The 10,739-nt window shown below is 65.0% G+C and carries 9 protein-coding genes; 1 reads left to right on the top strand and 8 read right to left on the bottom strand.

Going from position 1 to position 10,739, the window contains the following annotated elements; genetic code table 11:
- Positions 1-134: 134 nt before the first annotated feature.
- The 3 genes from FFK22_RS43255 to FFK22_RS28445 form a co-directional block, all read right to left on the bottom strand.
- Complete coding sequence (locus FFK22_RS43255) at positions 135-1,130, bottom strand: adenylate/guanylate cyclase domain-containing protein (RefSeq protein WP_186002702.1); 996 nt, start codon at positions 1,128-1,130, stop codon at positions 135-137.
- Positions 1,131-1,459: 329 nt separating this feature from the next.
- Positions 1,460-2,302 (bottom strand): response regulator transcription factor, encoded by an 843-nt coding sequence (locus FFK22_RS28450; RefSeq protein ID WP_138889774.1) that lies wholly within the window; start codon positions 2,300-2,302, stop codon positions 1,460-1,462.
- 597 nt (positions 2,303-2,899) lie between these two features.
- Positions 2,900-3,538 carry a hypothetical protein gene (locus tag FFK22_RS28445; RefSeq protein ID WP_138889773.1) on the bottom strand — a complete coding sequence of 213 codons (639 nt, stop codon included), beginning with the start codon at positions 3,536-3,538 and terminating at the stop codon, positions 2,900-2,902.
- A 273-nt stretch (positions 3,539-3,811) separates the two neighbouring features.
- On the opposite strand from FFK22_RS28445, the gene FFK22_RS28440 reads away from it, so the two are divergent.
- Entirely contained in the window at positions 3,812-4,042 is a 231-nt protein-coding gene (locus FFK22_RS28440) for a hypothetical protein (protein ID WP_138889772.1), read from the top strand.
- Here the strand turns inward: FFK22_RS28440 and FFK22_RS28435 are convergent.
- The 5 genes from FFK22_RS28435 to FFK22_RS28415 all read right to left on the bottom strand — a co-directional run bounded on the left by FFK22_RS28435 (position 3,972) and on the right by FFK22_RS28415 (position 10,645).
- The gene (locus tag FFK22_RS28435; protein ID WP_186002701.1) at positions 3,972-4,556 is read right to left on the bottom strand and encodes an RNA polymerase sigma factor; all 585 of its coding nucleotides are present in this window, start codon (positions 4,554-4,556) and stop codon (positions 3,972-3,974) included. The genes FFK22_RS28440 and FFK22_RS28435 overlap by 71 nt on opposite strands.
- 345 nt (positions 4,557-4,901) lie before the next feature.
- Positions 4,902-5,066 (bottom strand): DUF3309 family protein, encoded by a 165-nt coding sequence (locus tag FFK22_RS28430; RefSeq protein ID WP_138889770.1) that lies wholly within the window; start codon positions 5,064-5,066, stop codon positions 4,902-4,904.
- A 50-nt stretch (positions 5,067-5,116) separates the two neighbouring features.
- A complete protein-coding gene (locus tag FFK22_RS28425) occupies positions 5,117-5,299 on the bottom strand; it encodes a CsbD family protein (RefSeq protein WP_138889769.1) in 183 nt (60 codons plus the stop codon).
- A 115-nt stretch (positions 5,300-5,414) separates the two neighbouring features.
- Entirely contained in the window at positions 5,415-6,134 is a 720-nt protein-coding gene (locus FFK22_RS28420) for a DUF1003 domain-containing protein (RefSeq protein ID WP_306770185.1), read from the bottom strand.
- Positions 6,135-6,250: 116 nt separating this feature from the next.
- Positions 6,251-10,645, bottom strand: coding sequence for a chemotaxis protein CheB (locus FFK22_RS28415; protein WP_138889768.1), 4,395 nt, complete (start codon positions 10,643-10,645; stop codon positions 6,251-6,253).
- Between the last annotated feature and the right edge of the window lie 94 nt (positions 10,646-10,739).

The raw sequence follows: 10,739 nt of genomic DNA, 5'->3' as shown, positions 1-10,739 counted from the left end.
AAGGCCGTGTGTCGGGTGACAGCCCGAGCACATTCATTTCCTCGGCCTGGAGCAACCCGAGTGTATCAGGCCGGAGCCACACGTCCATTAGGCCTTAAATCAGGTCAACAAGGAAGCTTTGCGGATGTCCTTTATCAACCGTTGCTGGCCTTGATGTCCCTGGTCTTAATGACCCTTGCCAGAAGTTCGGTGAGTATTTCTCGCTCGCGTTCCGAAAGCGGAGCCATGATACGGTCGTGGGCGGCGCGGATGGCTGGGCGCATGCGCTGAAGAATTTCTGCGCCCACCGGCGTGACACCAAGCACTCGGGAGCGCCCGCCGGTCACCTGCCGCGAACGCTCAATGACGCCCCGGCCCTCAAGGCGCTTAACAATCCGTCGGGCGGTCGCCAGATTGAGGCCCATCCGCTCGGCCAGCCGCTCCTGGTCGATCCCGGGAGCGTCATGCACCGATGCGATGACTCCGAATTCCCTCGGCTGGAGATCGTCTGTGTGCGTGACCTTCAATGCCGCAGCATGGCAGAGCTCATGGAAGCGCCGCGCCAGATGTGCTTCCGCGCGGCGATGAACAGGCGGAAGAGCTCGTGATAGCGGGCGCCCGGACGGACGCGCCAAGTACGCGCGGACGGGCGCTTCAAGGTTTTTGACGTGCCGCGCGCCGAGGTCGTCGAAGTCCAACGATAGCCCCGTGTGCACATAGTCAAACGTCGCGCCCGACACGCACACCGATCCTGGCTGTGCCAAGCCCTGCATTCGCGCAGCGACATTCACTACGTCGCCAAAGAGGTCGCCGCTCCTGACCATCGCCTCGCCGACGTGAATACCCATGCGAAAGGTGACTTGGCGCTCCTCTGGCACCTCCTCATTCACCGCGGCAATTCTTTCCTGGATGCCGAGTGCGCATTGGAGCGCATCGACGGCGCTCGGAAATTCAGCAAGCAGGCCATCGCCCGCGGTGTTGGCGACGCGCCCACCATACTGCGCGATCAGGCGATCCATCACCTCGCGATGGGAGCCGAGCAGACGGAGTGTGCCGGCCTCATCGATGTTCATCAGGCGGGTGTAGCCGGCCACATCGGCGCTGAAGATGGCGGCGAGACGTCGCAGGACGATCGGCGCAGGCTTATTCATCGGCGCAAGGCCTTTTGACGACGCCACCCAAACACGGGGCGCGCAATATCTATTTGAATTTAACACGATTGCGCGGCTGGCCGCTATCAATTGGCATCTATCAAGACCCAGCCAGGACGAATTCCGCCCCTGAACCCCGAAGTGCTTGACAGTTGGCTTGAGCCGCCATCAATGTCCGCCATCGATCTCGCGAGGCGGTGATCAATTGGATGTGCCAGCCAACCAGCAGGTCTCGGTGCGCAGACTACCGCACGCCGCGCCGCCGCGCTTGGGGTCCGGCTGGTTGGACGGAGCGCCATCTACTGCTGGCACATACTCCGCCTGTCGGCTCAGGCGGCCATGGCCGGTGACCAGGCCTTGGCGGGGCCGGCCCGGCGCGGCGCCAAATTGTGGAGCTTGAAGGCAATCTCGGTGCGATTGCGGGCCTGAAGCTTCCTCATGATGCTGCGGACATGGACCTTCACCGTGCTCTCGCAGAGGTTCAGCTCAAGAGCGATGATCTTGTTGGCCTTGCCCATGGAAATCGCCTCGGCGACGGCCGCTTGCCGCTCGGTGAGCAGTTGGACCACGGAGGAAGGGGCCTGGGATCGTTCAGATGGCGTCCGCTGGGATTGCATCAGGCTGCTGGCCGGCACGAACAGGCCGCCGGCCCGGGCAAGCGAGATGGCCTCGACGGCAACGGGCAGGCTGACGCTGGTCGGAATGTATCCCCGGGCGCCGTGTCCCAGGATCTTGAGCACATGGAACGGGTCCTCGACGTCTCCCATCACGATCGCCGGGATGTGGCCGAACTCCCGCGCTAGGAGCTGAATGTCTTCCGCCAGACCCGGATCGTCCGCATCCGTCGCGCCGATGCCCAGCAGCACTGCCACCGTCTCCTCACGGATCTGCTCATTCTGCAGCCAGTCGCCGAGGCAGGCAAATGTGTGGCTGCGGAACCGGCTCTCCGTCACCTCGAGCGCCCGCGCCAAGCTGTCCCGGTTGAGGGTGCGGGGATCGATGATCGAGATCAGCGGCACATCTCCTTTGGACGGCATCGGCGGTGGCGCGGCGACAGCGACACGGTCTGTGGTGTGGACATCGGGCCGAAGAATCGACTGAGGAGGCGCCGTGTCATCTTCATGATCGACGGTGCTGATCGCGGCCAGCCTTACAGCTCTATAGGCTATCACGAATCTCTCCTGCAAAAAGTCGACGCAACAGATTTGCCTAGCTGGGGATCGACAGGCCGGGCAAGTGGATTTGAAGTATTTCGAGTAATAGAAATTCTAGCGTTGCGTCGCCTGCTGCGGAGCAATCCGCACCAGCCTTAACGATTTCGAACCATAACCTATCCACTATGATCCACGACTGCATGGTGGATGGGGATATAAAGCCTGAGCGAGCTCGGGAGAGTCAAGCGGATTACATAATATTTTATGGATCATTTGGGTTATAGCTTCTACCCCGCACGGAAATGGCCCTCCAGAGCGTAAGTCGGAGGCGCCGAGCAATTTGGTCCCCAAGTGTGAGTAGGCGCAAGGTCGGGACCCCTCAGTATCGAGTGAAATTGGCCCTTGCCGCCCCGATCGGCGTTTGGACCCCATGCCGATTTACAAACGACAAGCGGCGGCCGATCCGCCACAACGCGGTCGCGCGGCCAATTCCGGAACTGGCCCCGGTCACGATGGCGACTTTTCGAATGAGGGCAAGCATCTCGAATTCCTTTTTCTTGCATTGATGACGAAGACGTGAGCAACCCACTGAGGATCAAACCCCGTCTCTTGCTTTCAGTTGATCTTCCGTGGCGAAGATGGAGGTTGTTCTTCCGAAGCCGTCTGTGTCGGAGGCGAACTGATCGGGTGCAGGAAGTACTCGTTCCCACCCAGCGTCATCAGGAGCGTGTGCGCCTGTTCGAGATGACGGCCCGCGACCCGACGCTCGAAGGGGCCGGGCTCAGTCTCGGATCGGTCGACAAGCCCGGCGGCGGGGGCGCCCGCGCCGGGGTGATGGTAAATCTCGATGGTCACGGTGCAGGGCGTCAGGACCGTGGCCCGCACCAGGCAGTCCGGGCCGTCCTCCATCACCCGGAAGTTCATGGCGTGTCGGGGCAGCCGCGGATCGTGATCGAGCGCCGAGAGGATCTGCCTGACCGCCGCCGGGGCGACGGCGGCGATCCATCGGATGTCGCGATTCTGCAGGGTAAAGTCACGCGTCAACCGCTCGCTCAACGGCCCGACGACGCCACGCCCGAAGACGATCAGGTCGAAATCGGCAGCGTCGAATTGTCGGGCGGCTTCCTCAGGATCGGTCGACCCCTGGACTGGGATGCCGAGCGCGAGAAGCGGCCCCACCACACTCTGGTTGACCGCCGGCGATCGGCCGAGAACCAGGACGCGCTGCGAGGGCCGGGGGGAAAGGTACATCATCTCATCCGTCCCTTCATGAGCCGGACTCCGGGGTGGCCGAAGCGAATGCCCACGTAACTCGGCATCCCGGACGAATTCTTCCGAAATCCATGGATCGGTCAGTGAGGCCGTCACATTCGCGCGACCCGAAAAATAAAACCGCCGGAGGGCACAAAGATTGGAACAGGGCTTTGCTCCGTTACCCACCAACCGATGAAACATTCGCCGACGCCCAAAATCACACCGCTCAGTGACCGAGCAAGGTTCGAATGCGCCGCCCGTATGACCCGGGCGATGCTCGATCAGGTCCGCGAGGAGAGAATGTCGCCAGTGGAGCTGGCGACATGGCTGCGGCAGCTGATCATGCATTCGGAGGTCCCGATGTCCGACAACGAGAAGAGCGCGATCGTCTGCACGCTGGCCGTTGCCCTGCTCGACGACGACGACCCCGACTTCAACCCGTCCCGATTGATGGATCTGGTGGACGCCTCGGACCAGGCGATCGCAATTGGACGTCTGGTCTGAAGGCCGCGCGGCGTGCCGCTCCCGTGTCGTCTCGCAGGCGGATTCGGGCCCGGGCCAACCGGGACCGTATCGTCCCCGTCGGGATGTGGAAATGCTCCGCAGCTTCCTCGTAGGAGGCACCCCAGACCGCCACCACGTCGAGAACCTCTCGATGGTCCTTCGAGAGATTCTGCCAGCGCGCCGCAACCTCCATCACTTCGACCGTCTGCATTTGCGTCGCCGGCGTGCTGGCATCCCAGTCGTCGATCGGAATCGTCTTGGCTCGGTTGTGCTTGCTGTCGATGAAATGCGAGAGGTAGAGTCGGCGCATCATCACGACGAGCCAGGCCATCATTTTGGTGCCCGGCTGCCATAGGTGGAGCTTGCGGGCTGCACGGAACAGCGTGTCCTGAACGAGATCGTCAGCGTCGGCGGGGTTTCGCGTCAGGAAGTTCGCGAGGCGGCGAAGATCCCGGATGCAGGGGACCACGGTCGCGAGAAATTGCCGCTCTGTCGCGGCAGTGATGGTGGACATTGAGAAGCATCCTTCAGTCGTGGCCGCCACCAGGATGATCGGCACGACGGTGCCGAGGCTCTGGCATACCTCTCGAGGAGGGCGGCGCAAGCCGCCTGGCTCGGCCGCCCTCGTTCCGGATTCATGTCGCCGACGTTGATCGGCATGCTGTCGGTGATGTCCGGTTTGCGCCCGCATCGCATCGGCATCCGGCGCACTTGACCGAGGGGCCGGGTACCGATGGTCCAGAGATTTCGAACAACCAAGCGCAGCGTAATCGGCAGCGAAATGGTGGCGCCAGGCTCGGAAACTACTCAGACCCGCCCGAGAGGCATCGGAGTCTTGCCTCAGATCAGTGACGGTCGACTAGATCCTGCCGCCCAGGCCGCCGAGAAGCCAGAGCACCACGACAACGAGAACAACCAACCCGAGGACGCCGCCGAGTCCTGCACCACCATAGCGGCCGTGAGCGTAGTAGCCGCCACCGCCGAACAGCAGGATCAGCAGGATGACGATCAGAATTGTGCCCATTGCCATTGCCCCATCAGACGATGATCGCCGTGCGAGAGTCGGGAGCGCCGCTACATCCTCAGCGCATGCCTGATCGCGTCCTTGACGCGTCCGACGGCGTTCTGGATCTTGCCCTCAGCCTTGTCTACCCTGCCGCCGGCCTGCAGCTTGGCATCGCCTGTCGCCGCGCCAACGGTTTCCTTGACCGAGCCCTTGATCTCCTTCGCCGATCCGGCGATCCGATCCTTGTCCATGACAGCGTTCTCCAAGCGGGGCTGTAGCCATCCGTCGCGAGGCTTCGAAATTCCACGCCTTCGACATTTCCGAGCGTAGCGGGAAGGCCGCGGCGTCGGCAGGCTCGGAATGTACTCACACCGCGCCGCCTCCGTCGACCAGGCGCGTCAGCAGCCGGAGCTGCTCTTGCTGGGCGCGCAGCAGCTCCTCGAGATGCTGCGAGCGGATCCGATCCAGCTTCTCGTGAAGCTCCATGATTTCGACCTCGGCCTTCAGGTTGATCTCATAATCGAGACCTGCGGCGACGCGGTCTCGCGCCGCCTGGCGGTTCTGCGACATCATGATGATCGGCGCCTGCAGCGCGGCCAGCATCGAGAGCAGGAGGTTGAGGAAGATGTAGGGATAGGGATCGAAGGCCTCGACAAGCCCGGCCAGAATCGCGCTGTTGAACAGAGCCCAGCCGGCCAGCGTTGTGAGAAACAGCGTGATGAACACCCATGAGCCGCCGAAGGTCGCGACACGATCGGCGAGCCGGTCGCCGAAGGTGCGCCTCTCCTCGAAGGCGTGATTGACGTTCCGGCTGACCTGGGCGCGCTGGGCGACACCGGCGATCACCCGGCACTCCCGCTCCGAAAGCTTGTCGAAACCGGTGGCGAGCAGCTGTTCGGCCAGCTGCCGCACTTGCGGGCTGATGCCGCCCGCCTGAACGGGCCGCCCGTCCGAGGGAGAGGATGCTGTCATGCGCATGCCGGAGTTCGACGCCGCACCCGAATTGGCCGGATGACCTGTGCCCCGCCGGCGCTGGATTCGCCCGGCGGCACAATTCAGGTGGGGACGACACAAGTCGATTTGCAAAGCGATTGTGGCCGGCTGAGTATTTTCCGAAGATCTGTCGGCTGTTCGTCACTCGCTCTGCGAATGCAACAAACCCTGTCGACTTGTCGCCGCGCGGCTGAGGCTGGAAAACCAGGTCAGGTGAGCGGTTCGTCGGCGCCGGTCCAGGCAGCGGCCAGCGCCAGTCGGGCCAGCGCCGGAAGGGACCTCGATCCTGTCTTCTTCATGATCGCGGCGCGATGGTTCTCGACCGTGCGCTGGCTGATGCCGAGATCCGCGGCGATGTTCTTGCTGGGCTGGCCGGCGAGGACCAGCTCCATGATCTGGCGCTGGCGCGCGCTCAGCCCCGCGACGTGGTTGGCCGCGGCCTCCCGCCAGGCGGCCAGCTTGTTCGCATCGCGCGATTGTTCGACGGCCCGCTCGACGCCGGCGAGCAGTTCGCTCCGCCCGACCGGCTTCTCGATGAAGTCCGACGCACCGGCCTTCATCGCCTGGACCGCCATGCGTACGTCGCTGTTGCCGGTGATCATGATGGCCGGCAGCCGATGGCCGGCATCCCTCAGCCACTGCAGCAGTTCGAGCCCGTTCATCCCGGGCAGGTAGGCATCGACCAGAAGGCAGCCTGCACGGCCCGGGTGATAGGCCTCGAGGAAGGCCTCGCAAGACGCATAGTCCTCGACGATCCGGCCGTTCTCCTCGAGCACGCTGCGAATCCCGTCCCGCACATGGCTGTCGTCATCGACGATGAAGACGACCGGTTCGCCCGGGTCGCCGGCCCCTTCGGCGGGGCTTGCGGTGTGCGGATGCGCCGAGGACGGCGCCGTCGCCAGCATGCGCTGGATCGCCTGCGCCAACTCCTTCAGCTTCACCGGCTTGTTGAACTGCACACAGTCCTGCCGGGCGATGTCGCGCAAGGTGGCGGTCGAGATGTCACCGGTCAGGATGACGACCGGAACCTGGCGGCGAAGCCTGTCCCGCAGCTTCGCGGTGACCTGGAGCCCATCCATGCCGCCCGGCAGGCTGTAGTCCGCGAGGATGAGGTCGGGCCGGATCGTGCCCCGCGCCACCAGCTCCAGCGCGGCGGTGCCGTCTGGTGCCGCCGCGGCGCGGTGGCCCTCGTCCTTCAGGAGAAGTTCGAGGAGCTCGCGCACCTCGGGATCGTCCTCGACCACCAGGATCGCGCCGGTGCGGTGGACACTTTCCGCGATCCGGTCGTCGCTGCCGTGCCGCTGCGGCTCGCGCGACGGCCCCGCCTCGCTTTGCGGCAGCATGATCTCGACGGCGAAGACCGAGCCCTTGCCCAGCTGGGAGCGGACACGCACCCGATGACCCAGCAGGTTCCCCAGGCGCTGCACGATGGAAAGTCCGAGGCCGAGGCCGCGGCTCCGTTCGCGCGCGGCATTGTCGAGCTGATGGTACTCCTCGAAGATCGTCTGCAACTCCCCGACCGGGATCCCGACCCCGGTGTCCCAGATCTCGACGCTCAACATCCCCTCGCGCCGCCGGCAGCCGAGCAGCACCTTACCCTGCTTGGTGTATTTCAGCGCATTCGACAGCAGGTTGCGGAGCATCTGCTCCAGCAGACGTGGATCGCTGTGGATCGAAAGGCCGCACGGGACCACCTGCAAGGCGAGCCTCTGGGCCTGCGCATGGTAGGTGAACTCGTCCTTCAGCCGCTCCAGCAGATCGTTGACCGGGAAATGGACCTTCTCCGCGCAGACGGTCCCGGCCTCGATCTGGTTGATGTCGAGCAGCGCGTTCAGCATGCCGGTCATGGCACCCAGCGTCTCGTCGAGCCGCGCGACCAGCTTCCGCCCCCTCTCCCCGTCGACGCTCTTCGCCAGCAGCCCCTGCAGCAGGGCCAGCGTCTGCAGCGGCTGGCGGAGGTCGTGGCTGGCGGCGGCGAGAAAGCGCGACTTCGCCGCGGTCGCCAGCTCCGCCTGCCGCCTGGCCGCCTCCAGCGCGTCCGCCGTGTGCCGGCGCTCGGTGATGTCGGCGAAGGTGATGACGACGCCCTCGACCCCGCTGTCCTGGGTGCGATAGGGCAGGATGCGGCGGACATACCAGGCGCCGCTCTGCGCTTCGATCTCCCGTTCGATCGGCGCGAGGGTCTGCAGCACCGCCCTGGCGTCGGACAGAAGGGCGCCGTCGGCCGCCAGCGAATGGAGATCCGCGAGCGGTCGGCCGACATCGCCGGGGATGACGTTGAACAGCGATCTGGTGGCGGGCGTGAAGAAGCGGATGTTGAGGCTGGTGTCGAGGAAGAGCGTCGCGACATCGGTGCTGTACAGCACGTTCTGCAGGTCGTTGGAGGTCGTGCGTTGTCGTTCCAGCGTTTCCTGGAGCTGGCTGTTCAGGGCGGTCAGCTCCTCGTTCAGCGACTGCAGCTCCTCCTTCGAGGTGATCAGCTCCTCGTTCGTCGACTGGTATTCCTCGTTCACGGACAGGGCTTCTTCGTTGATCGCCTTCTGCTCCTCGGTCGAAATCTCGAGGTTGCGGATGGCGCCCTGCAGCTCCGCCCTCGTGGCCTCGAGCTCCTGCTCGAGCTCGGCGAACCGCGGACCGCGTCCTGGGGAGGCCGGGCGTCCTGCTTCGCGCTCCGGCTTCGGCTCGTCGATGAAGCAGATCAGCAGCAGCTCCTCGCCCTCGCTCTGGACGGGCTGCACGGCGATGCTGAACGCGGCTGGATGACCGTCGTGATCGGTCCGGCCGCCGCCGACGACGATGCGCGCATTCTCGTGACCGGCCCGTTGGATCGCCGCGCGGAGCTTGGTGCGCATGCCCTCCCGCGCCATCGCCAGCAGATCGTGCGTCGGGTGCCCCGGCGCCATGCGCAGATAGCGGTCCGTCGGCCCCAGGGAATACAGGCACTCATGCTTGCGGTTGATCAGGACCGCCGCCGGCGCATACGATTCCATCACCAGCCGCCGGCACAGCTCGGCCAGAACGGCCTGGCGTGAGGGCGCCGGGCCTTGTCCCGGGCGCGCCGGGACCCGGACGCCGTCGCCGGCACCCGCCGAAAATCCGAGGTTGCCCGGCCGGCTGCGGCCGATGTGCCGATACAGCCGCTCCGGCTTGGAGATCACGTCAAAGCGGCCGTCGGGGCTCCCGATCGTCTCCGAAGAGCCGAGCAACAGGATGCCGCCCTCGCGCAGCGCGAAATGGAACAGCGAGACCACCTTCTCCTGGGCCTCGGGGCGCAGATAGATCAGCAGGTTCCGGCAGGACACCAGGTCGATGCGCGAGAAGGGCGGGTCGGCCAGCACATCCTGAACCGTGAAAACGACTGCCGCGCGCAGTTCGGGCGACACCCGATAGCCGTGGTCCTCCTTCGAGAAGAAGCGGGCGAGACGGGCCGGCGGCACCTCCGACCCGATCGTCTCCGGGTACAACCCCTCGCGAGCCCCGGCGATGGCATCCGGATCGACATCGGAGGCGAAGACCTGCAGCTTGAGGCCGGGCCTCGTCGCCGTGATCTCTTCGCGGAACAGCATGGCGAGGGAATAGGTCTCCTCGCCGGTGCTGCACCCGGCGATCCAGATGCGCAACGGGTGGTCGGGTGAGTGGTTGCGGACCAGGTCGGGAACGATCTCCTTGGCCAGGAGATCGAACACCTTCGGGTCCCGGAAGAAGCTGGTGACGTTGATCAGCAGGTCCCTGGCCAGGAGGTCGAGCTCGCGGGGATCGCTTTGCAGGATCTCGAGATACCGGCCCATGTCGGCGGTCCCGATCGACGCCATCGCCATGCGCCGCTCGATCCGGCGCTGCAGCGTCCCCGGCTTGTACAGCGTGAAATCATGGGCGGTCCTGGTCCGCAGAAGATCGATGATCCGGGGCAGCTGGATCTGCGCGGCATCCTGCGGTGCCGAACCGTCGGGCCCAGGAATGCCCTTCATCCTCCGGTCGTGCTTCGCGAGCGCATCGGGAATCCTGGCCAGGGGAAGCACAAGATCGACCGCCCCCGTCGCGATCGCGCTCCGCGGCATGCCGTCATAGCCGGCCTCGTCGGGGTCCTGCGCGATGACGAGCCCGGACGTCTCCTTCACCGACTTCAGCCCGAGGCTGCCGTCGGCCCCGGTTCCTGACAGGATCACGCAGATCGCCCGCGGACCGTAGGCTTCCGCCATCGAGTGCAGCAGAAAGTCGAACGGCAGTCGCGCGCCGTGACGCGCCTGGGGTTGTGAGAGGTGCAGGGCCCCATCGCCCACCGACAGGTAGGTCCCGGGGGGGATGACATAGAGGTGCTCGCGCTCGATCGGCATTCCGTCCATGGCCTGCCGCACGGTCATCGTCGTGTGGCCGGCCAGCAGCCCCACCATCATGCTTTCATGGGTCGGATCGAGATGCTGGACCAGGATGAAGGCCATGCCGGTCTTAGTGGGCAGGCCATCCAGCAGCTTCCTGCAGGCATCGAGGCCACCCGCCGAGGCACCGATTCCGACGACCGGGAAATCCCCGGATAGCGGCTGCGAGGCACGCCGGCTCGGTCGCGGCCGGACCGCTCCGGCCCGCTGCGGACGGCTTGCCGGCATGGTGCATGGGCCTCACGGGGTTGCCTCCCAATAGGAGGAACATCCCGATGCTATCACAACCGCATTGCGGCAGCGACCTGCTGATGGGAGTGGC

It is taken from the genome of Mycobacterium sp. KBS0706 (assembly GCF_005938675.2).
GTDB lineage: Bacteria > Pseudomonadota > Alphaproteobacteria > DSM-16000 > Inquilinaceae > Inquilinus.
The sequence above is the reverse complement of the archived record's forward strand: the minus strand, read 5'-3'. Positions and strand labels throughout refer to the sequence as shown.

Bases quoted from the DNA above. Each gene is read 5' to 3' on its own strand.
- FFK22_RS43255 (WP_186002702.1), bottom strand. From the start codon at position 1,130: ATGAATAAGCCTGCGCCGATCGTCCTGCGACGTCTCGCCGCCATCTTC.
- FFK22_RS28445 (WP_138889773.1), bottom strand. From the start codon at position 3,538: ATGATGTACCTTTCCCCCCGGCCCTCGCAGCGCGTCCTGGTTCTCGGC.
- FFK22_RS28440 (WP_138889772.1), top strand. From the start codon at position 3,812: ATGCTCGATCAGGTCCGCGAGGAGAGAATGTCGCCAGTGGAGCTGGCG.
- FFK22_RS28435 (WP_186002701.1), bottom strand. From the start codon at position 4,556: ATGTCCACCATCACTGCCGCGACAGAGCGGCAATTTCTCGCGACCGTG.
- FFK22_RS28430 (WP_138889770.1), bottom strand. From the start codon at position 5,066: ATGGGCACAATTCTGATCGTCATCCTGCTGATCCTGCTGTTCGGCGGT.
- FFK22_RS28425 (WP_138889769.1), bottom strand. From the start codon at position 5,299: ATGGACAAGGATCGGATCGCCGGATCGGCGAAGGAGATCAAGGGCTCG.
- FFK22_RS28415 (WP_138889768.1), bottom strand. From the start codon at position 10,645: ATGCCGGCAAGCCGTCCGCAGCGGGCCGGAGCGGTCCGGCCGCGACCG.